Source organism: Yoonia sp. D2-7, from assembly GCF_055809435.1.
The window spans coordinates 1,440,859-1,464,245 of the sequence record NZ_CM147912.1 but is presented as its reverse complement, the minus strand read 5'-3'; the positions used below and the strand labels follow the sequence as shown (position 1 = coordinate 1,464,245).

Here is a 23,387-nt window from a genome sequence, read left to right as displayed (position 1 = left end):
GCACACAATCTGCCGTGCTAGGCAAGAGGCAACAACACCCAAGGGGAAGTGGAATCAATGACTGTCGTACCAATTACCAGCCCTGATCTTGATGCAGCAGAGGTTTCGTGGTTCTCCGCTTTGTGTTCGGACGATTACCAGTTCCTTGGGGTGCCTGACCCTGATCTGAAATCGTCATGGGAACATTGCCGCGACATCGCTTTGACCGCTGAAAAGCAGGGCTTTCGCAACATTCTTGCCCCATCGTCTTATCAGGTCGGTCAAGACACTATGTCATTCGTGTCAGGCATGGCCCCGCTGACTGAAAAGATTAACTTTCTGGCCGCGATCCGTTGTGGTGAAATGCAACCGATCATGTTGGCACGGACCATTGCGACCCTCGACCACATGCTGAAAGGGCGTTTGACGCTCAACGTGATCTCATCCGATTTCCCCGGTGAAGTGGCCCCGAGCCCGTACCGCTACAAACGCTCTCATGAAGTCGTGCAAATCCTGCGTCAGGCGTGGACGCAAGACGAGATTACGCACGACGGCGAAGTCTACCAGTTCGACAAAGTCCCAACCGGCCCGGCCAAGCCGTATCAGCAAAACGGCGGCCCGCTGCTGTATTTCGGTGGGTATTCCCCAGATGCGCTGGAACTGTGTGGCGCGCAATGTGACGTTTATTTGATGTGGCCTGAAACGCAGGACATGTTGGAACAGCGGATGAAGGACGTGCACGCCCGTGCTGCGGCCCATAACCGGACGCTTGATTACGGCCTGCGTGTCCACATGATCGTCCGCGACACCGAAGCCGAGGCGAAAGAATACGCCGACTACATCGCGTCTAAACTTGACGATGAATACGGCAAACTGATCCGCGACCGTGCGCACGATTCAATTTCCTTAGGCGTGGCGCATCAGGCGAAAGCCCGTGAATTGGCCGATAAATATGGCTACACTGAACCGGGTCTATGGACTGGCGTTGGCCGTGCGCGGTCTGGCTGTGGTGCGGCCCTTGTCGGGTCCACAGATCAGGTTATGTCCAAGATTGAAAATTACCAAAAGATGGGCATCCGGTCCTTCATCTTCTCCGGCTATCCGCATATCGCAGAGGCCGAACATTTCGGCAGCCGCGTGATGCCACACTTGAAAACCTGTTCTTTGCCGCATGCCTACGGGCGTGTTCCAGCAGAAACACCAGCAACGCCACTTGGCACAGGACCCCGTACATGAACCGCGTCGACATTACCAAAGACCTTTCCTTTTCCCGCATCGTTTACGGCATGTGGCGGCTGGCAGAGGCGGATGACACATCCCCCGCGCACGTCCAAGAAAAGATCGAATCCTGTCTGGCCCAAGGCATCACCACGATGGACCAAGCCGACATTTACGGCGGCTATGAAGCCGAAGAAGTGTTGGGTGCAGCCCTGAAAGCCGCCCCCGCCCTGAAAGACAAAATCGAGATTGTGACTAAGTGCGATATCGTAGCACCTGCCGGCCGCTATGCGGATGCATCTTGCAAATTCTACGACACCTCCGCAGCGCACGTGACAGCCTCGGTTGATCATTCCTTGCGCCTGATGGACGTGGACAAGATCGACACGCTGCTGATCCACCGCCCTGATCCGTTCATGGACCACCATGAAACAGGTGCAGCGCTTGATGCGCTTGTGGCATCCGGCAAAGTCCGGTCTGTTGGCGTGTCCAACTTCAAACTGCACGACTGGACGCTGCTGCAATCTGCAATGAAAACGCAGCTTGTGACGAACCAGATCGAACTTTCCCTGACTGCAAACGAAGGCTTCACCAACGGCGATGTCGCCTACCTGCAAGAACGCGGTGTGCCGATTATGGCATGGTCCCCACTGGGTGGCGGCGCTTTGCTGACCTCGAATTCTGCGACCCGCGATCTGATGACCGAAATCGGTTCTTCTTTTGGTGTTGATGCAAGCGCAGTTGCAGTGGCGTGGCTTTTGGCGCACCCTGCAAATATCATGCCGGTGATGGGCACCAATAACCTGAACCGGATCAAAGCGTTGTCTGATGCCCTTAAGGTCGAAATGACCCGCGAGCTTTGGTTCCAGCTTTACACCGCAGCCCTTGGCAATGAGGTTCCATAATGGACGCAGGCACAATCGCAACTTTCGACCCCAGCTCTGACCCCGACAGCTTTCGCGGCGCGTTGGGCACCTTTGTGACTGGCGTCACCGTGGTCACAACCGACAGTCCGGAAGGACCAGTGGCAATTGTTGCCAATAGTTTTGCCAGCGTGTCACTTGATCCACCTTTGGTCCTGTGGTCACCGGCGAAATCGTCCAAGCGGTTCGAACATTTCGCAGGGTCGCGTCGGTTTGCAGTGCATATTTTGGCGGCTGACCAGCGCGATATCTGCGCGGCCATCATCAAATCGAAAACAGCAATCGCTGATATTCCGATGCATCTGTCGCATTGTGGCATGCCAATCATCGAAGGGGCGCTAGCGACCTTTGAATGTAACTTGGAGGCCACGCATGACGCGGGCGATCATGTGATTGTCGTGGGCCATGTCACAAAGGCGCACCACCAAGGCGGCGACCCGCTGGTGTTCCACGGTGGCAAATACGGTCAGTTCACGCAGATGGACTAAATTGAACGGGCCAGTCGCATCACAGCGCTGGCCCCTTTCTTTTGGCCTTAATTATCCCGGGGGAGCCGCAGGCGGGGGCAGCGCCCCTAACCCCGTCTGATCAACACACCCAAATCCGCGACATTCGTCCCCGTAGCCTCTGTGATCAACAAATCCCCCGCCAAAGCGAGCGCCGCATAGCTGTCGTTGTTTGCCAACAACGCGTCCAGATCACCACCAGCCGCCGCGATCCTGTCCAGTGTTCCGTGATCCACCAAACCGCCCGCCGCATCTGTCGGCCCGTCACGCCCGTCTGATCCGCCTTGCAGGCAGCACCAATCCGTCCAACCCCGCGCCTTTGCTTCAAGGGCGATCCGTAGCGCCAGTTCTTGATTACGCCCGCCGCGCCCTGTGCCCTTTAGCTGTACGGTCGTCTCTCCGCCCCAAATCGTGACACCTGGTCCAGCCGCGTCACAAATCTCACGCGCCGCATCCGCAACATCGCCCTCGACCGGATCAAGCACATGTGCGTCAGGCCGTTTGGCCGCCATAGCATCAACGCTCAGCGCATTCGATCCGACCAACACGTTGCGATGTTTCGGCAAAACCGCCGCCGCGACGTCTTTCTCAAGATGCGCCCTGATCGACTGTGGTACATCGTCCCAAATGCCTGCTTTCTCCAAGATCGCCACGGCTTGGCGCGCTGTGCCCAAAGGGGCAGCGGTCGGGCCACTGGCAATGGTCGATAGATCATCGCCAACAACATCCGACAGGATCAGGGCCGTCACCGATTGCGGGGCAGCCGCTGCCAAAAGCCCGCCACCTTTGATCTTGGACACCTGCTGGCGGACAAGGTTCATTTGCGTGATATCAAGGCCTGCCCCAAGCAGCAGCGCATTCAGCGCCGCCTTATCCGCAAGACTGACCCCATCCACGGGTGCGGGCAGCAAGGCCGACCCACCGCCGGAAATCAAAGCCAGTACGGGACCTTCGGCGGCGGCAAGATCAGCCAATACGGCATCAGCGGCTGCAGCGCCGTTCGCATCTGGCACGGGATGACCTGCTGCCATGACAACAGCACCTGTCAGATCGACTGCATTTTCATAATTTGTGACGACACGCGTTGGAACATTCGGGAAAACGTCCAATGCAGCGCGGGCCATTTGCACTGCGGCCTTGCCCACAGCAATGATCAACGCGGGCGGTGCTACATCAGATATATGTTTTGAAACAGCGGCATATGGGTCAGCAGCCGCTACACCTGCGGTAAAAACAGCCATTAATTCGTCACGTACATGCGTCATCTTGATCCCCTTTTGCGCAGCTTACGTCAGGATAGATCGGACACAAGTCATCAGATCTTCATGGCACAAACATTTGACGCAAAAGACGACTCGCCATATAAGAACAAAATGTGAACATTAACCATTGGAGCCTTCGTGCAGTGCCCACCCCACCCATCACCGTCATCCACCCAAATGCAAAACCGGCATACACAAAAGGATGCGGGCAAACAGGCGACGCTTGGGGAAATCTTTGCCACAGCAGTCGTGGACGGGGCACCAACGGGATTTGCACTGGCGCAAATGCATGGCACCGACAAACCACTGCTATGGGTGCAGGACCGGTTGTCACGACGCGAAGCGGGACGTCCTTATCTGGCGGGGCTCTATCCGGTGCGGGACATCATCCACGTGGACGTCAGTCGGGCGATCGACGTGCTATGGGCGATGGAAGAAGGCCTGCGTTGCCGCGATCTATGTGGTGTGATCGGGGAAGTCTGGGGGGATCCGCAAGCGCTCGATTTCACGGCGACCAAACGGCTCGCACTCAGGGCGGAAGCCAACACAGTGCCCGCATGGCTGATCCGCAGGGCAGCCCATCCCAATCTCAGTGCCGCGCGCGAACGTTGGACAGTCAGCAGCCTGCCCAGCATGGCACTGCCCTACGACAATCGGGCACCGGGGCAACCGCTGTGGCAAGCGGACCTGTTTCGGGCACGCTGGCGCACACCGGGACAATGGGTGGCGCATTATGATGACAGCACAGGATTGGTACTGCAGCACGGTACCGCAGAAGACCAAGCACAAGCGTCCGCAATGCAGGCGTAACCGCCGCTTCTTTTGGCCCCAAATATCTTCGCCGAAGGCATCAAACCTGCAGACCACACGGAAAGATCAAAGATGAAAACCAAGGACAAGCTGCCTGTCCTGCCCTTTTCGCCGCCCAGAGCCAAAAACGCCGCCGCAGAAAGCACGACAGGGCACACTCCCTCCCGGACGAATCCGGATATGCTCGCACATGCCATAGAGGCGCTGCGGGCCGCGATGGCCGTTGACCACCACACAAAAGCTGACCCCGCAAAGCAGGACAGTACGGACACCACATGGGGCAGTGATCCCGACAACTTCACCCCTATCGGTGCGCCAAAATCACCGCCGCCCCAGCGTCTTGCGCAAAAGGTTGGGCGGGTGGGTGTCGCCGCAGGCGCAGTCACACAGCCCAACACCAGCATAGCCAAACCAACACTGACACGCAGGATCACCACGATCCACCTGCCCCGCTTTGCCATGGAACGCTGGGCGCGTTGGGCCGCCACTCAAAACGAAGCGCCCCCTGAAGACATCCCCGCAGCCCTCGCCACCGAAGGGCATCACGGACCAATCATCCACGCCACCAATAGGGCTGCCGAAACCGAAGGTGTGCACATCGGGGCCCGCGTCGTCGATATGCGCGCGCTATGCCCCGACCTGAAGGTGACTTTTGCAGACATCGGCGGCGACCAAAAGGCGTTGGAAAAACTAATGCTCTGGGCACGGCGCTGGTGTCCGTGGACGGCCATCGACGGCCCCGCAGGACTGGTTCTGGACACTACAGGGGCCGACCACCTTTGGGGCGGTGAGGCCGCAATGCTGCGCGATATGGAAGAACGGTTTGCGCGACTTGGCCTGTCCGCCAATCTCGCGGTGAGCCCCACCCATGGGGCGTCTTGGGCGCTCAGCCGGTTTGGCGGGGTGCGTGAAGTCTGTACAGCAGACGGGCTGGCCACACGCATGTCCAACATGCCCGTGCGCGCCCTGCGGTTGACGGGGGACACCGTGCAATTGCTCAACCGGTTGGGGCTCAAATCGGTGGGCGACCTGATGGCTGTCCCACGCGTGTCACTGGCACGACGGTTTAGTCGGGCCGATCTGATCGCCAACCCGCTCTTGCGGCTTGATCAGATGATGGGTGCCCTTGCCGAACCGGTCAGCGCGCAGGAAGATCCACCACGCTTTGTGGTGCAGGCTAATCTGGCAGAGCCTGTGCAAGACCCAACGCCGCACTTGCCCGCGCTGTGCAAAGATCTTTGCGCCCAGCTTACCCAAGCAGGATTTGGGGCGCGGCGCATCCAAGTGCGGATATTCCGCACGGATGGCGAAGTCAGCCACATCGACGTGGCCACAGCCCAAGCCAACCGTGACCCTGATCACCTGCTGCGACTGTTTGATGATCAATTGGAACGGATCAATCCGGGGTTTGGTTTCGATCTGATCACACTCGGGGCTACGATGGTCGAAGCCATGCAGCAACGCCAACCGGGGCTTAGTCAAAAGGGCCAAGATGGGGCGGACCTCCCGCAACTTCTGGACCGGCTGACAGCGCGGCTTGGGGCACATGCGGTCACACGCCCAACCCACCACGCCAGCCACCTGCCTGAACGGGCGGAAGTCTGGCAACCCGCACTGCAAAACGCCCAGACGACAAGCACCATGCGGACCAAACGGCCCGCACGGCTGCTTGATCCCCCCGAAGAAGTCCGCGTGCTCTACGCAGTCCCCGAAGGGCCCCCGGCCCAATTCGTCTGGCGGCGGGTCACGCGACGTGTCGTCCGATTTTCAGGCCCCGAAAGGATCGCGCCGGAATGGTGGCAGGATATGCCAGGGACACGGCTGCGCGATTACTACAATGTGGAAGACCAGCTTATGCACAGGCTCTGGCTCTATCGGCACGGGGTACTGGGGGATTATCGAGGTACAACACCACGTTGGTTTGTACATGGAGTCTTTGCGTGATGACGTACCCCGCGATGGGGGGCCAGCCCCCCATACCCCCCGGGATATTTATCGCCAAAAGAAAGGATAGGTTAACCTTAACCGGTTACTCTAACCGCACGGTACAGGCGGGGACGCCGATGACCGTGCCAGAAGAAGGTGTTTCGTCTACTATATTGCGGGCGAAACACTTCCTTTCTTTTGGCGATAAATATCCCGGGGGAGCCGAAGGCGGGGGCAGCGCCCCCTCCCCGCTCGCCGCAGGCGCAAGCCCAGACATAGACGATGCCTGAAAACGACCATGCCATTCCGCGCCGTACCGTTCCTTTGGATGGTATTTACAGGCCCAATCCCCGCTGCCCCTTTGTTGAATTTGCCCTGACCACCTGCTTTTCATTTCTGCGTGGCGCCTCGGATGCCGTGGATCTGGCCACCACGGCGTGGGAGTTAGGCTATGATGCCTTGGGCTGCGCGGATTGGAACAGTTTTGCAGGTGCCGTGCGCATCTTTTCTGAAGCCACAAGCTGTCAGTTACGTCCGTTCATTGGCACAAGGATCGTGCTGCAAACCGGCGAAGCCTTCCTCGTCTACCCCAAGACCCGCACAGCTTACGGTCAGCTGTGTCGCTTGATTTCCAAGGGCCGGATGCATGATGCCGACGGGCAGTGGCAGGCCAAGGGGCTGTGCGATCTCACGCTGGCCGATCTGGCCGCCCACACTGACGGGTCTATCGTCATTGCCGTTCCCCCCAAGACCCTGTCCCGCTTTGCCCGCAGCCTGCCCAAGTTGAAACGCGCCCTGCCCGCACTTACGCATATTGCCGCCAGTTATCATTATCGCGGCGATGATCGTGCGCGGATTAACCGTCTTGATGCGCTGGCGGATCAGCACAAACTGACCCTTCTGGCCACAAATGACGTCCTGTATCACGCCCCTGAGCGTCGCCCATTGCAAGACGTGATGACCTGTATTCGCGAGAAGACCACCATCGCCAAAGCCGGTTACAAACTGCTGCCCAACGCCGAACGCCACCTCAAATCGCCCGACGAGATGATCCGCCTGTTCACCGAATGGCCCCACGCGATCCGCGCCACCCGCGATCTGGCCGATCAGATCAGCTTCAGCCTCGATGAGCTGCGTTATGAATATCCGTCCGAGGTGATCCCTACGGATATGACCCCGCAGGCCTATCTCGAACAGCTGACGTGGGACGGTGCGCAGGGCCGGTATCCTGATGGGATACCTGACGAAACGCGCGCGACGATTGATAAAGAACTAGCGATGATCCAGCAAAAGGAACTTGCCCAGTATTTTCTGACCATCCACGACATTGTCCGCTATGCCCGCGAAGAGGCCAGTCCGCCGATCCTGTGTCAGGGGCGCGGATCAGCCGCGAATTCTGCTGTGTGTTATGTTTTGGGCATCACGGCTGTTGATCCGGCCCAGCATCAGCTTTTGTTTGAGAGGTTCATTTCAGAGGACCGCGACGAGCCGCCCGATATTGACGTCGATTTCGAACACGAGCGACGCGAAGAAGTCATCCAGCATATCTACGCCAAATATGGACGTCACCGCGCAGGGCTTTGCGCCACTGTGATCCATTACCGCCCTCGTTCTGCCATTCGCGAGGTGGGCAAGGTTATGGGCCTGTCAGAGGATGTCACCGGCGCCTTGTCAAAAACTATTTGGGGGTCGTGGGGCAAAGATGTCGATGGCAGTCATGTCTCAGAGGCCGGTCTTGATCTGTCTGATCCGATTTTGCGCCGCACCATTATCGTGGCCCAGCAATTGATCGGGATGCCGCGTCATTTGGGCCAGCATGTGGGCGGCTTCATCCTGACCGAAAAGGCGCTGACAGAGACGGTGCCTATCGGTAATGGCGCGATGCCGGACCGATCATTTATCGAATGGGATAAGGACGATATCGACCGGCTCGGGATACTCAAGGTCGATATTCTGGCGCTTGGGATGCTGACCTGTATTCGCAAAGCATTCGACATGATCGAAGCCCACTACGATCAAAAATGGACCCTTGCCACCGTCCCCCAGGAAGACCCGCGCGTCTATCATATGCTGTGCAAAGGCGACAGTATCGGGGTGTTTCAGGTGGAAAGCCGCGCGCAGATCAACATGCTGCCGCGCCTGCGCCCCCGCACCTTCTATGATCTGGTGATCGAGGTCGCGATTGTCCGCCCCGGTCCTATTCAGGGCGATATGGTGCATCCGTATTTGCGACGTCGGAATGGGGAAGAGGTGATTTCATATCCTGCCCCCGCCGCCCCGCACGATCCGCAGGAATTGAAAAAGATTTTGGGCCGGACCCTCGGCGTTCCCATTTTCCAAGAACAGGCGATGAAGATCGCAATTGATGCTGCGAAATTCTCGTCCAAAGAAGCTAATGAATTGCGCAAGGCGATGGCGACCTTCCGGTCCAAAGGCACGATTGGGTTGCTCGAGGATAAGATGGTCGGGCGGATGGTCGAACGTGGCTATGATCCGGAATTTGCCGCCAATTGTTTTAACCAGATCAAAGGGTTTGGCGAATACGGTTTCCCTGAATCCCATGCCGCCAGCTTTGCCCAGTTGGTTTACGTTTCGTCGTGGCTGAAATGTCATTTTCCGGATGTGTTTTGTGCCGCCCTGCTCAATTCCCAGCCGATGGGTTTTTATGCTCCTGCACAGCTTGTGCGCGACGCCCAAGACCATGGCGTCGAGGTGCGACCTGCGGATGTGAATTTCTCGGATTTCGACACCACGTTGGAACCCAAATCCACGGGTGGTTGGGCTGTGCGTCTCGGGTTACGCCAGATTGGCGGTCTGCGTGCGGATGCCGCCGCAAAGATCATGCACGCCCGTGATCGGCCGTTTGAAGACATTCCCGACCTGCAAAAACGTAGCAAGATCACGGCCCCGATTGTCCGCCGCTTGGCCGAGGCGGACGCGATGCGATCCATGTTCATCGACCGCAGGCAGGCACTGTGGGAAGCCAAAGCGCTGCGCGATGCCCCTGATCTGCCGTTGTTCCAAGATACACGCGATGAGGGCGCAGAGGTCACAGTGCCCTTGCCCATGATGCCTGTGTGCGAACAGGTCGTCGCCGATTACCAGACCATGCGCCTGTCTTTAAAGGCGCACCCGATGGCCTTCCTGCGTAAATCCATGCGTAAACAAGGGCTTATGGATACAGAACAGCTGAAAAATGCCCGTCCGTGGCAGAAGGTCAAGATGGCTGGCCTCGTGTTGATCCGCCAGAAACCGGGCACTGCGAAGGGCGTATGTTTCATCACGATTGAGGATGAAGTCGGTGTGGCGAACCTTGTCGTTTGGCCCAAGATGATGGAGGCCTACCGCAAAACCGTCATGCAATCGCGGCTTTTGATGATCGAAGGTTACGTGCAGCGCGACGTCGATGTGATCCATGTGGTGGCCCAACATCTGGTGGACCGAACCGATGCGCTGATGCGGCTGGCCCCTGAAGGGCGCGACGCGGATGGCGACCAAAAGCAACCTGCACCAGAACCGCGCACCCATCCGCGCAATGTTCGTATCATCCCGAAAAGCCGTGACTTTCATTAGCGGTTTCGCTTGCCACTGCGGTGCAATTTCTGTCTTCTGCTGCCAACAACAAGGCAGGCTCATGAAGATTTTCTCTGACAAGTCACGCGCCCCGCATCTGGGCGTTTATCCATCCGAACGGCTCGCCCGTGTCGACGCAATGCCGCCGCTGGATATCGCCCCGCTGGCCCCGCTTGATTTTCATCGGCCGGATGATCCCGAAAGCATCGTGAATGCGATGGGTGAATTTCAGGCGATGATGGATGCCATTCGTGGCGGGATCGTGAATAGCACTGTCGCGGATATTCCCGCAGACCTGATGGAACGCGCGAACCATCTGAAATCATTCGGGTATTTCTCGGACGCGAGCATGGTGGGAATTGGCCCGCTGACCGATGCCTGCCGTCTCGCCACGCCGACGCGCAATCCCGACATTGCCCGATTGGCCGAGGCGTTGAAGACCCGTCAGACCAAGACATTGGCCGCTGGTATCGACATGATTATGGCTGATCTGAAGGAATCGATGCAGGCAGCCCCTGTCCCGATCACGGATCATACCACGACCCTCGTTTTCTTGCAGGAATACCATCGCGATCCCGATCCCTACGAGCCGGGCAGCGATTGGATCAAGGATGCGCAGGCCCATCGTGCCTGTCTGCGCGCGACCGAAACCGCGACGGTTCTCGCAAACTATATTCGACTGCTCGGCTGGGATGCCCGCGCACATACCGCCACGACATCGGACGTGGATTTGCAGCGCTGCGCGGTTGCGGCGGGGCTTGCCACGATCGAGGATGGCACGTTGGTCGCCCCGTGGGTCGGCACCCGTTTCGGGCTGGCCGCGATCACGACGACCATGCCTTTGGCCCACGACAAACCGCTTGACGCAATGGCGGAACAACCCTGGTTCAAAACCCAAGGCCCCGCATGGTGGACCGGTTACGGCACGCAGAAATCGGCGTTCAATCGCGACCCATACGCCAACCGTCGGTACGCGGAAGGCGCGCATCCGTTCGAGAAGCTCAAACGCGTGGCCGACCCGACTACCTATATTGACGAACCCAATGTCACCCGCGTCCCGAAACGTGGTGATCTGTTTGCGCGGGCGCAATTTGGCGACATGGGCAAGAAAACGCAGGACGCGATGAAGGGCGGGATGCATGTGCGCAAAGCCGCCCCTGCCGCCGCACAACGGCGTGCTTTGGGCGCGTTCACATTGCTGCAAGACGGGGACTCGCGCGCTGTGCATCGCCCGACAGACGCGCAACGCAATGCTGCGAATATCAAAGCGGCGTCGTACTTTCTGGGTGCGGATGCGGTCGGTCTATCGCGCTGCCCCGAATGGGCGTGGTATAGCCATGACGCGATTGGTACGCCAATTAATCCCCCGCATGATCAAGCGATTAGCATGATTATTGATCAGGGGTTCGAGACGATGGATGGGTCATCCGGCGATGACTGGATCGCTGTGGCGCAGTCGATGCGGGCCTATCTGCGGTTCTCGCTCATTGGGGGCGTGATCGGGCAGCATATCCGCAACCTCGGGTACAAGGCCAAGGCGCACACGGTGATTGACGGCGAAGTGCTACAACCGCCGCTGCTGTTACTTGCTGGTTTGGGAGAGGTGTCGCGGATTGGCGAAGTTATCCTGAACCCATACCTTGGGCCGCGTCTGAAATCGGGTGCAGTCACCACCGACATGCCAATGGATCATGACCTGCCCATTGATTTTGGCCTGCAATCATTCTGCGAAAGCTGCAACAAATGCGCCCGCGAATGTCCGTCGGGCGCGATTACGGCCGGGCCGAAACGGATGTTCAACGGGTATGAGATTTGGAAATCGGACAGCCAGAAATGCGCGACCTACCGGATCACAACCGACGGCGGTGCGATGTGCGGGCGGTGCATGAAAACCTGTCCATGGAACCTTGAAGGATTGTTCGCAGAGGCGCCGTTCCGTTGGGCCGCGAGCAACATTCCGGCGGCGGCACCTGTGTTGGCGAAGCTCGATGATATGGTCGGCAATGGCGGTCTGAACCCCGTGAAGAAATGGTGGTGGGATATTTCGCTGCGCGAAGACGGCGGGTACAAACCAACGTCTGATCCCGTGAATACCCGCGATTTGCAGGTCGATCTCGATTTGAAATTCGAAGACCAGACGCTGGCGGTGTACCCTGCCCCGTTGGCCCCACATCCGTGGCCTTATCCTGATCCCATGAACCGCGAAAAAGGGATTGAGGCCTATCACGCGATGATTAGCGCCGACGCGTACAAGCTGAAGTCGGCAAAGGGCGAGACCGACCATATCCATCGCTATGTCGTGCCAACCGATGCGCCGGTGATTGCGGTGCGCGTAAGCCGCGTCGAGGTCATGACCGACAGCGTCACGATGTATGAATTCCAGTCGCTCGATGGCAGTGACTTACCGGAATGGCAGGCGGGTGCGCATCTGGATATCGTTGTGGCACCTGAACTGCTGCGGCAATATTCCATGTCAGGAGATCCAAAAGACCGCGGCAAATATCAAATTGGCGTCCTACGTGAGGATCAAGGGCGCGGCGGGTCCGCGCTACTGCACAGGATTTTCAGCGAAGGACGGCGGGTTTTCATTTCCAAACCGATCAACCATTTCCCGCTGCATGAAGACGCGCCGAAAAGCTACCTGATGGGTGGCGGCATTGGTGTGACGCCAATGATCGCTTTTGCGCACAGGCTGCATGATCTGGGGCGCGATTTTGCGCTGCATTATTCCTGCTCTGCGCGCGAAAATGCCGGGTATCTTAGTGAACTTGCTGCGATGCCTTGGGCCGATAAGGTTCATCTACACTTCAGCGCGGATGACACGCGTGCCGATCTTGATGTTATCCTAGGGAATGCACCGACAGGCGCACATGTCTATACCTGCGGTCCCGAACGTTACATGACTGCGGTCATGGATGCTGCGATCAAATCGGGATTCCCCGAAGAACACAGGCATCTCGAATATTTCAATTTGCCAGATGTGCCCGACTACGAAAACCATCCCTTTGTCATTCAATTGAAAGACGGCCGTCAATTGAACGTGCCAGCGGATAAATCCGGCACCGATATTTTGCAGAACGCGGGCGTGCCAATTGATGTGAAATGCAGCGATGGATTGTGTGGTGTTTGCCAGTGCGGCTTAATTGCAGGGGACGTCGAACACCGCGACTTTGTACTCTCTGCGAAACAACGCGAGACACGGGTTATTTTGTGCCAAAGCCGTGCAGCAAACGAAAACGGCGTGATCGAAATCGACCTTTAAAGGCCAGTAAGGTCGCGTCATCAATCCGGGTGATCGCGCCTAAACGCCAGCAAAATCAAGCCAATGACGAGAAGCCAAAACGCTGCGGTTAGGAAATACACACTGATTAGAGTGCGGGTGCCATTTATCCCCAAAAGAGAGAAACTAATCGTAACTAAAAAGGCAAAGACACCCGCTTGCAGAATATGCATACTCGATAACTTTCAACACTACGCAGAAAAATTGCGCAATTTACGGATATGGTAGTTTAGGATTTTCCGAAATCCCTTTTAGAAAAATACCCAGACACACACGCCTGAATTGTACAAAAATGTCACAGCGATACGTCGCCGCAACTTTTTTCTAATTAATTCAAAAATTGGGAACCTTTTCAAATTCAATTCAAGTGTCGTCTCGCACTTTTGAAATTTCGGCTTTCAAATCCTTTTCCCAAATAGACATGTTTTCCCGGACCAGAGTCGCATAGGCCCCATCTGGATTAGTCGGTTCGTCGATGTCGTATTTGTCGGCCAGCTCCAGCATCATGGTCCGGTCAAAGTCTTGAAAGGCATCCACCAACTGCGTGGCTTTCGCACGTTCATACCCGAGTGCTTCGAAAACAGATCGCGTTGCACGCACCGAACTGTCGTAGGTCTCGCGAATGATATCGCGGCATCCTACGGCCCAAAGATCGTACACATGCCACCTGTCATAGGCACGGGCGACGATGTGAACATGCGGGTGGTGTTCACGTACGTGGCGGACCAATTCTGTGACCTGTTCCTTTCCATCGATGGCGACCACAAGAACCTTTGCATCATCGATCCCAGCGGCGTGCAGCAAATCGGGCCGTGTCGCGTCGCCGTAGTAGACGCTCAGCCCGAAACCACGGAGCATTTCAAGCTGTTCATGGCTGTAGTCCACAACCGTGGTGTCATAATCCGCAGCCTGTAATGCCCGATTGACGATGCCGCCAAAACGCCCATGACCGGCAATAATGATCTTAGCATCCGACGTGATGTCATCAGCAGGTCGTTCTTGTTGGCGGGAATAGCGCGGCGCAATAACCCGATCGTAAATGATGAACAATGCAGGTGTCAGCAGCATCGACAGCGCAACAATCAGCAACAGCAGATCAGCAACGTCCGAAGGTACGACGCCATTTGCGACCGTGAACGACACAAGTACAAAACCGAATTCACCAGCCTGCGCCAAACCCAGCGCGAATAGCCATTTGTCACCGCTTTCGATCTTAAACACGCGCGCCACACCAAGGATGACGCCGCATTTGAGCCCGATCAGCCCGATGGTCAGCCCAACAATCAATGGCAAGTTTGCGGACAGCAGACCAAAGTCGATGCTTGCGCCGACGGTAATGAAGAACACGCCAAGGAAGATACCTTTGAACGGTGCGATATCGCTTTCCAATTCATGCCGGTATTCGCTGTTCGCCATCACAACACCGGCAAGGAATGTTCCTAACGCAGGTGACAGCCCGACCATGGTCATCAGCAGCGCAATGCCCACGACAAGCATCAGGGCGGTGCTGACAAACAATTCGCGCAGCCGCGCTTTGGCCACGTAGCGAAAGATCGGCCCCGTCAGGTAACGCCCCGCCATGATGACAGCAGCAATCGCCACAAGCGTCACAAGCGCAGTCATCCAACCCGACAGGCCTTCAACCATATTCAGGTTCAACGCCGCCTCTGCGTGATCATCGCCGTGTCCTGCGCCATGATCATCGCCGTGGTTCGCGGCACCAAGCAGTTCCGGCAGGGCAAGCAGCGGGATCAAGGCCAGCATCGGGATCACTGCGATGTCTTGGAACAACAGAACCGAAAAACTGGCCTGCCCCCCATCGCTCCGCATTAGTCCTTTTTCGTTGAGCGTCTGGGTCACTATGGCCGTGGATGACAGGGCAAAAATCAGACCAATCGCCAGCGCGATGCTCCACGCCAATCCAAAAATCATCGCCACCGCCATCACAGCAGCCGTCGTCAGCCCAACCTGCAGTCCCCCCATCACAAAGATGCGCGCACGCATGGCCCACAAAACCTGTGGCTGCATTTCCAGACCGATCAGGAACAACATCATCACAACACCAAATTCGGTGAAGTGCTGAAGCGCTACGATATCAACGCCAAAACCTTGCAAAATCGGGCCAATGACGATTCCTGCGATCAAATACCCAAGAACGGACCCAAGTCCGAACTTCGATGCCAAAGGAACAGCAATCATTCCCGCCAAAAACAAGGTGAAAGTGATCAGCATAAATTCTGCGGTCATTTTTGCGGCCCCCCAATGCCTGCGGTGGGCATAATGTTCCTGCGGAGCCGCAATCACATGTGCCAAGGGTCAGCATGGGCCAGCGGGACGCCCAGCGCAATTCAACTTGCGTCGAAACTTGCACACAAAACGGCCACCCGACAAAGCGGATGGCCGTTTTAGATGAATTCCGTGCTGAACGGGGTTTCTAGTAGGCCCCGCGCCCCGATAAAACAGCGCGGACCGTCAGACCCATCAAGAGCAAATCAAACATGATCGATTTTGATCTGAGGTAAGTCACGTCCATCGCTACCATGCGTGAAAACCCGATGTCCGCACGACCCGACACCTGCCAAATGCCCGTAATCCCCGGTATTGCATTCAATCGGCGCATCGCGGCCGCAGGATACATCGCGACTTCGCTTGGCAATGCAGGTCGCGGGCCAACAAGCGACATTTCCCCACGCAGGACGTTCAAAATCTGTGGCAATTCATCGATGGAATAGCGACGGATGAAGCGGCCAACGCGTGTGATCCGCGGGTCAGCCCGCATTTTGAAACAGACACCTTCGCGTTCGCTGTTTTCGACCAATGCTTCACGCCGCGTCTCAGCATCTTGATACATCGACCGGAATTTGATCATGGAAAACGATGTGCCCCGGTGACCAACACGGTCTTGTTTGAAAAAGACCGGACCGCGGCTGGTCATTTTCACGGCCACTGCGGTCGTAACAAACACAGGCGAAAGCGCTACAAGTGCGACAGAGGCCACGGAAATATCCAGCGCGCGCTTTGAAACAGTCATGGCTGGGGCGGTGATCCGGCGGTTGCGACCAGCCTGAACCATGGCGCGTGCAACAAACGCAGGGTTGCCCAAGACATACCGTTTGAACATGCGGCGTGGTTCGAGGGCCAGACGCCAAGCCCATTCCAGTTTTGCTTTGCGCACGACGGCTGGTGCACGGCTGACACGGCCTGCCTTGAAGTCGAACAATGCGCCGACACCCATAACCAATTTTGCGTTGATGGATTTACGGTGCTGGTACAACCAGACGTCCTGCAAAGGCACGCCCATTGCGACCATCACAATGTCCGCACCACTGGCGTTGATCTTATCGATCATGGCATTTGAATAAGCCCTGTCAAAAAAACCGTCCTGCGTACCAGCAATTTGTAGACCCGGAATTTTCAGGCACAGGTTATCGGCGGCTTCTTGGGCCACACCGGGGGCAGCACCAAGAAGATAGACCGACATGCCACGCGCAGCGGCGCCTCTGCACAGCGGTTCGCACAAATCAGTGCCGTTCAGGTTTTCGCGCAAACGACGACCAATCAGCTTTGCGGCAAGGCTGATCCCTGCCCCGTCCGGTAGGATAACGTCTGCGGCACGCAGGGCACGTTTATAAAGTTTATCTTTAGCGGCCGTATTCACACAGTGCGCATTCAAGAAGGCGGCGGTCGTATGGCCGGGGCGCTCCAAGAGATGCTGAACGGCTGTAGCGCGGTCCGCATTGAGGAGCGACAAACCGAAAAGGGATATAGTCTGTAACATAAAAGTCGTCCTTAAGATTTCGTTAAGAACAATTTGTCTGAAAACAGGTGCTTTAAGCGACGTCGCGAAGGGACATCTGCAGGTCCCGAATGCAGCATCGAACATGCAATCGAGAGGCACGCGCACCACAAGTATCGGCGGCACTATCCGATCGCGTAGTCAAATTGTGCGAATACGCTTTTGCCTTCACCTTACGCCATCAATTACGCGCACGAGGCAGCGCAATGGACCGATTCTCGAGCGCATTGGCGCATCTGATTCTCAATCCCGCGCCCGAAACGATACACATGCATAGCCACACATCTATTCTGAGGGGCTAGCCGCAGTAATCGTTAATGCGCCTGCCCAAGAACCACACTTGTGTGACTCAAATTTGAAAACAGTTTTATACAAAAGGATAGCAAGGTAGCCCGCTGCACAGTCCAACTGACCGTCCGCGATAGCGCACTTTATGATCTCTCCCGCTAAAAGTGTGGCAGGAGTATTTGCCCATGTCCCGTTCTACACGTTTCCGTCCCCTGCGCATTGTTGCGCGCCACCGTCCATCTAGCGCCCGCGTTCTGCGCGGCGGCCGCACCACAGACTTAGGGCGATTGCCCCGCTACGTGATGCTGTTTGGTTTGGCTGCTGCCACGATCTGGACACCGATCTCGGCCTATGTCCGTTTGACGCCATCCAGTTACACATCAGATGTGTCATTGATCCTGCCCGGATCAGGTGCTCAGTCTTCGGTCAATCTTGCTGAGTTGGGTCAGGCGTCTTCATCTGCCGCCTCTGCATTTTCATCTTCGCGCGTCAGTCCAACAGAGACGTACAAGCGTCTGCTCGCCGCTAACCGCACGTTGGAAAGAGCCGCGGCCGATCTAGACACGCCAATGCAATATTTTGGCGAACCACGCATCCAGTTGGTCGACGAGACATCATTGATCCACTTCTCGATGGTCGGAGCCTCACCCGAAGAAGCACAGCTCCGCGCGAAAACGCTGCTAGACGTCTTCATGGACGAAATCGAAATTCTTCGTTTGGATGAGCTGCACAGCCGCGAGGAATCCGCCCAGAACGCACTTTCAGGATACGAGGCTGCGGTAGATGATCTGCGTAATCAGATCGCCAAGCTACAAACCGAAAGTGGATTGGTGTCATTTGCACACTACGAAGATCTTGTAAAAGAACGCGACACGCTGGCTTTGAAGGTGGATGACACCATTGCACGGCGTCGCGGGATTGACGCGCAGATGATATCGCTCTCTCAGAAACTTGGGGTTTCGCCGCAAATGGCAGCGACGAACCTGCGGCTGCATGCTGATCCAGAATTCCAGGAACTGGCGCGAACACTATCGGAAAACCGCGCGACGCTCGCTTTGGCCCGTGGCCGGTTTGGCCCACGTCACCCACAAGTCACTAACGCAGTCCAGAAATTATCTGGTGCAGAAGCGCAAATGCGGTCACGTGGCGCGATTTTGTTGGGTAACGACGCAATGACAGCAAGCAGCGCGTTGGACGTGTCACCTGATCCCGCACGCGGCGCTTTGCTTGCCGAACTTGTTGAACTGGCGGGCCTCTGTGAAAGTCTTGCGACCACCGAAGCGACATTGATCGCACAACGCGACGCAGCCGACCTGCGTATGAAAACCATGGCGCCGCTTGCGTCGCGCCTTGATGATTTGTCGCGCGATTATCAAGTTGCGGAAACGGTGTTTAGTTCTGCCTTGGCCCGCGTGGACACAACAAAGTCGGACGTTTACGCGTCTTACCCGTTGGTCCAGGTCTTGGCCGATGCATCTTTGCCGATCAACCCGACATCCCCGCAGCCGATGATCGCGATTGCCGCAGGCATCACGGCGACGTTGATGATCCTTATGGGTCTGACACTGGCTTGGCTGCGTCGCCCAATGATCGACAAACTTTTGGCACGGCCAGCGGTGTAAACCAATGACCCTACCCGAACGTATCGCGTCCAAGACGCTTGTGTGGACTTGGGGGTTCTACGCATTTGGTAGTCTCTATGTCGTGGGTCCAGTGCTTGCTTGGATCTTGGGGGCACTTGCCGTCCTTGGCCTGTATCTGGGCCCCGCCATGCGCGAAGACCTACGCCCGACCGGTCCCATCCCCGCGATGATCTGGCTTTGGATCGCAGGGATGAGCGTGATGCTTGTCGCGCTTTGGGTCGGTCACCTTGACTGGAACTTAGGTTTGAAAGGGACAATCAAATCCAGCATCGGCTGGGCGAAAGGCTGGGCCTTGCTGGCGCTGTTCCCATTGGCAGGTGCCATTCTTCAAATCAATCGTGACGCGTTGATCCGTGCCCATTGCCGATTGGCATTGATCACGTTGATCATCACGCCAGTCCTATTTTTGGCACCAATGATCGGCCTGCCCGAACGTATCTTCACGTCCCCGCTCAAAGCCGTCGGCGGCCCAGGGCCAGAATATTTCACTGTCTATTTCTACACGTTGGACCCATCCACTTGGACGCCACGTTGGCAGTTCTACGCGCCTTGGTCGCCCTTTGCCGGTCTGCTCGGTGTAATCATGGTCCTGTTCGCCCTAGAGGAAAAACATCGCGGCTGGTTGATTGCCGGATGTCTGGCTGGCGTCGCGATGATACTGCTGTCCAAATCGCGGATGAGTCTTGTTGCCTTGGTCGTGGCCAGCGTCGCCCCCCGCATGATGCCATTGCTATTGCGGACTTGGGCGTGGATGATCGGTGCTGCAATCGTAGGATCAATGGCCGTTTTCTGGACACCGTTGAACAACGCGATCACCCGCTTCTGGTCCGCATTCAAATCATCACGTGCCGACAGCACGCGCGTGCGCGAAACCTTACAAAGGATCGCACACGAACGGTGGGAAGCAGAAGCATTCTGGTTCGGCCACGGCAAAGTCGCCTCCGGCACACATATCGTTGAATACATGCCAATCGGGTCGCATCACACGTGGTGGGGCCTGCTCTTTGTGAAGGGGTTGGTCGGCTTTCTGGCGATGGCCGTGCCGTTCGCAATTCACCTATGTATCACACTGAAGGACGCCACAGTTCATCCGCAGGGGCGTCTGCCGCTTGGGATAATGATCGTGTTTCTGATCTTGTCGATGGGTGAGAATATCGAAATCGAAGCCTATCTGATGTGGCCTGCGCTGATGTTGCTTGGCATCCACCTGCGCGAGATGGCGGAGCGCGCCCCACGGATTAGCCCGTCTGCACCTGCCCCCGAATTCCAGCCTGCCTAAATCCTAACAGGCTGGGGCGTGACCTGAATCGGTCAGCAATGCGCCCCACCCTTCGGCAAAACGCATCTCGGCTTGCGCCACACGGTCTCTTGCTGCCTGCGCACGCGCGTGACCCGGCGTATCGCAGAGCTTACGCAGCGCGTCGGCCCAAGCCGCGACCGAAAACGTGTTCACCGCAACAGCACCAGACGCCGCATGATCGCGTAGACCGTCTGCAGTTGATACCAATAACGGGCGTCCGGCGGCCATCGTTTCCAAGGCCACCAAACCGTAAGGTTCACGCCGCGACGGCATCGCCACCGCATCGACGATGCTTAGCGCCGCAACAGGGTCCGCGACATGGCCATGAAACACGATGTTCGGGTCGCCGTCAGCCAACTGATGCAGCTGTTCCCGATCAGGGCCATCGCCAAAGACATCCAGCTGGACACCCTGCAAAGCCGCTGTCTTGAAAGCAGGGATCAACAGATCAAACCCCTTTTGCCCATGCAACCGACCGATAGCGCCGATCCGTGTGATCGGGCCAGCTGTCGGTGTGATGGCCAGAAAGTCGTCCAGCGCGACACAGGACGGGATCAGGGTTAGCGCCTTGGGCGCGATGCCAATGCCGCGAATGAGCCAATCCTGTTGTGCCTCACTGATCGTAATGACGCGATCAAACACAGCCATGGAAAGGCGTAACATCGCACTGAACCGTTTTGGATGGTTCACCTCGGCGTGCGCGAAGGCGGCACTGTAGTGGTGTTCAACGTGAACGAGCGTGGCCTTGGGATTGCGGGCGCGCAGCGCTACGAAAAACGGCAGATTCCTCCACGACAAAACGATATGCGACACAATTACGTCCGCATCCGTTTTGGGTGGTACGGTCGGTCCGGCGGGCGTTGTCAGAATGTCGTGCGTTCCAAGGGCGGTCATCTGCGCGGACCCTTTGATAAAGTCCAGCATGCGCATGACGCCGCCCGGGCTGGTGTCGTCGATCAGATGGCAGAACCGGATCATGATGCAGCCTTGCGCAATGCCCGATCAATCAGCCGCTTGCCACCCAGCACCATGACAACGCTTGCCGCCAAAGTGCTGATGGTTTTGCGTGGTTCAAAGAATAACGGATGCAATGATTTCGCATATCCCTGCATTTGCAGGCGCAAGGCGGCTTTTCCGTCGCCAAGGCTGACCGCGCGGCGGGCCAGATACCGGCGCTGATAAGCCTCTGCTGCTGGCAACCATTTTTGGGCAAATTCGGGCGCGATCATGCGTACTTTATCAGCCATCTTGGTCCACGTCGCAAATTGCTTGTCCAGATTGGCGGACAACCCGCCCGACACAATGCGGTATCGTGTCAGCGGTTCCGACAGTCCGCCAAATCCCCAAGCGGTGGTCAACGCGATACGTATCCAACATTCGATGTCTTCAGACTGGCGCAGGTTCTCGTCGAAGTACCACATGCGCGCGTCGCCCTTGGGCTGGTATCCGATGTCGTGCAATGTCGCGGCGCGAATGACCGGTGCGGACCCGTTTCCGACCGGATTGCGCAGCAGGATATGATGTGCGGCGACGTCAGCTGTGCGCGGCGCTTGGATGATCCCAAGGCTGCGGTTTGCTTCATCAACGAGCAAAGACGCTGAATAGCTAACACCCATTTCGGGATGATCCGCCAAATAGGCCACGTGCTTTGCAAGCTTTTCAGGTTCCCACAGGTCGTCACCATCGCAAAAGCCGATCAATTCACCTTCTGCCGCAATGATACCGCCGTTGCGCGCACCAGCGAGACCGCGATTGACTTGGCGAAACAGACGGACCCGCGGATCAGGCTGGGCTTCGACCCACGCGGCAGTGCCATCCGTGGACCCATCATCAACAACGATGATTTCGAAATCTGTGTAGGTCTGCGCTAGCAGCGAAGAGACTGTTTCAGGAAGTGTTTTTAGCGTGTTGAACGCGGGTACAACGATACTGACATGGGGCATAACAAAACAACCTTTTACGCAAAGAATGAACGACGCAGCGGCGCCGGAATAAGTGGGGCAAACAGACAAGACACAAACGTCGCGGGACCACGATGACCGTCACCCAGAAATGCGCGTGGAGACAGTTTGAAACCAGCAAAAGCCAACTGAAACGCCGACTTGGGCGGGATGTTCAGACGCAATGCGCGACGCGCCAAGTAACGCAGGTGCAGGGCTTCGGCGCGATCACGTTGTGCATCGGCAATCTCATGCCCCGCGCTCGCAACTGCCTCGCGCCAACCTTCGTGCATCTGCATCAGATTGGCCGACAGGCCATTATTGCTGGCACGGTACCGCACCAAAACGGAAGGCGTCGCAACCAGCGTTTTGCCTGACGCCACGAACCGCACCAAGAATTCAAGATCCTCGCTGTAGCGCATGTCTTCACGAAACCCGTTCAGTTCAAGAAATGCCGCACGGCGCACACACAAGTTCGACAATGTGCACACCGGATTTTCACCCAAAAGGTCTTCAAGGGATGTCTGGCCCGCTTTAACCGTTGATGTAGTCGTATCCGCAGCGCTGCTGTCTTCAAAAAATGCGATGCGCCCGTAAATGCCGTCCGCCTCAGGTGAAGTCGCTGCAACCTGCGCAATGTGTGACAGTTTTTGCGGCACCCAAATATCGTCTGAATCAAGAAACGCGATCCAGTCCGCCTTTGCAGACGCTGCGCCCACGTTGCGTGCAATGCTTGGGCCTTCGTTTGGCTTGCTGATCACGTGAATACGTGGATCAGACGTAGCAGCGGCGTGCAACATGTCGAGGGTTGCGTCGGTCGATCCGTCATCAACGCAGATCGCTTCCCAATCCTGTTCGTCTTGGCTTTGCAAAGACGCAAGCGTTTCCGTTAGCGTTTCGGTCGCATTGTAACAGGCGATAACAACAGAGAAACGCGGCATAA

At 57.0% G+C, this 23,387-nt stretch carries 15 protein-coding genes; 9 read left to right on the top strand and 6 right to left on the bottom strand.

The annotated features are described in order from the left end of the window. Positions 1-57 precede the first annotated feature (57 nt). From AC0L7R_RS06995 to AC0L7R_RS06985, 3 genes are read left to right on the top strand one after another with little or no spacing between them, the layout of a single operon-like run. Positions 58-1,215, top strand: a complete 1,158-nt coding sequence (locus AC0L7R_RS06995; RefSeq protein WP_348107705.1) for an LLM class flavin-dependent oxidoreductase — start codon at positions 58-60, stop codon at positions 1,213-1,215. Next, a complete protein-coding gene (locus AC0L7R_RS06990) occupies positions 1,212-2,102 on the top strand; it encodes an aldo/keto reductase (RefSeq protein ID WP_473659855.1) in 891 nt (296 codons plus the stop codon). The genes AC0L7R_RS06995 and AC0L7R_RS06990 overlap by 4 nt, the downstream gene beginning before the upstream one ends. Then, a complete protein-coding gene (locus tag AC0L7R_RS06985; RefSeq protein ID WP_473659853.1) occupies positions 2,102-2,608 on the top strand; it encodes a flavin reductase in 507 nt (168 codons plus the stop codon). Before AC0L7R_RS06990 ends, AC0L7R_RS06985 begins: the two co-directional genes overlap by 1 nt. Before the next feature lie 86 nt (positions 2,609-2,694). On the opposite strand, the gene AC0L7R_RS06980 is transcribed toward AC0L7R_RS06985, so the two are convergent. Next, a complete protein-coding gene (locus AC0L7R_RS06980; RefSeq protein ID WP_473659851.1) occupies positions 2,695-3,891 on the bottom strand; it encodes a DUF4147 domain-containing protein in 1,197 nt (398 codons plus the stop codon). A 135-nt stretch (positions 3,892-4,026) separates the two neighbouring features. On the opposite strand from AC0L7R_RS06980, the gene AC0L7R_RS06975 reads away from it, so the two are divergent. The 4 genes from AC0L7R_RS06975 to AC0L7R_RS06960 all read left to right on the top strand — a co-directional run bounded on the left by AC0L7R_RS06975 (position 4,027) and on the right by AC0L7R_RS06960 (position 13,459). Continuing rightward, entirely contained in the window at positions 4,027-4,698 is a 672-nt protein-coding gene (locus AC0L7R_RS06975) for an ImuA family protein (protein WP_473659849.1), read from the top strand. Positions 4,699-4,770: 72 nt separating this feature from the next. Beyond that, complete coding sequence (locus AC0L7R_RS06970; RefSeq protein ID WP_473659848.1) at positions 4,771-6,642, top strand: Y-family DNA polymerase; 1,872 nt, start codon at positions 4,771-4,773, stop codon at positions 6,640-6,642. 264 nt (positions 6,643-6,906) lie between these two features. After that, a complete protein-coding gene (locus AC0L7R_RS06965; RefSeq protein ID WP_473659846.1) occupies positions 6,907-10,197 on the top strand; it encodes an error-prone DNA polymerase in 3,291 nt (1,096 codons plus the stop codon). Between the two features lie 61 nt (positions 10,198-10,258). Further along, positions 10,259-13,459: a 4Fe-4S double cluster binding domain-containing protein gene (locus AC0L7R_RS06960; protein ID WP_473659844.1), complete on the top strand. Its 3,201-nt coding sequence runs from the start codon at positions 10,259-10,261 to the stop codon at positions 13,457-13,459. Positions 13,460-13,840: 381 nt separating this feature from the next. Here AC0L7R_RS06960 and AC0L7R_RS06955 read toward each other — a convergent pair whose 3' ends face one another. Both AC0L7R_RS06955 and AC0L7R_RS06950 read right to left on the bottom strand, forming a co-directional pair. After that, positions 13,841-15,724, bottom strand: a complete 1,884-nt coding sequence (locus tag AC0L7R_RS06955; RefSeq protein ID WP_473659842.1) for a monovalent cation:proton antiporter-2 (CPA2) family protein — start codon at positions 15,722-15,724, stop codon at positions 13,841-13,843. 187 nt (positions 15,725-15,911) lie between these two features. Beyond that, complete coding sequence (locus tag AC0L7R_RS06950; RefSeq protein ID WP_473659840.1) at positions 15,912-17,255, bottom strand: WecB/TagA/CpsF family glycosyltransferase; 1,344 nt, start codon at positions 17,253-17,255, stop codon at positions 15,912-15,914. Between the two features lie 491 nt (positions 17,256-17,746). Here AC0L7R_RS06950 and AC0L7R_RS06945 point away from each other — a divergent pair, with 491 nt between their 5' ends. After that, positions 17,747-19,183 (top strand): GumC family protein, encoded by a 1,437-nt coding sequence (locus tag AC0L7R_RS06945; RefSeq protein WP_473659838.1) that lies wholly within the window; start codon positions 17,747-17,749, stop codon positions 19,181-19,183. A 4-nt stretch (positions 19,184-19,187) separates the two neighbouring features. Beyond that, a complete protein-coding gene (locus tag AC0L7R_RS06940; protein ID WP_473659836.1) occupies positions 19,188-20,483 on the top strand; it encodes an O-antigen ligase family protein in 1,296 nt (431 codons plus the stop codon). Between the two features lie 3 nt (positions 20,484-20,486). Here AC0L7R_RS06940 and AC0L7R_RS06935 read toward each other — a convergent pair whose 3' ends face one another. From AC0L7R_RS06935 to AC0L7R_RS06925, 3 genes are read right to left on the bottom strand one after another with little or no spacing between them, the layout of a single operon-like run. Continuing rightward, complete coding sequence (locus tag AC0L7R_RS06935) at positions 20,487-21,482, bottom strand: glycosyltransferase (protein WP_473659834.1); 996 nt, start codon at positions 21,480-21,482, stop codon at positions 20,487-20,489. Then, the gene (locus AC0L7R_RS06930) at positions 21,479-22,447 is read right to left on the bottom strand and encodes a glycosyltransferase (protein ID WP_473659832.1); all 969 of its coding nucleotides are present in this window, start codon (positions 22,445-22,447) and stop codon (positions 21,479-21,481) included. Before AC0L7R_RS06930 ends, AC0L7R_RS06935 begins: the two co-directional genes overlap by 4 nt. 14 nt (positions 22,448-22,461) lie before the next feature. After that, positions 22,462-23,385 carry a glycosyltransferase gene (locus AC0L7R_RS06925; RefSeq protein ID WP_473659830.1) on the bottom strand — a complete coding sequence of 308 codons (924 nt, stop codon included), beginning with the start codon at positions 23,383-23,385 and terminating at the stop codon, positions 22,462-22,464. Positions 23,386-23,387 lie beyond the last annotated feature (2 nt).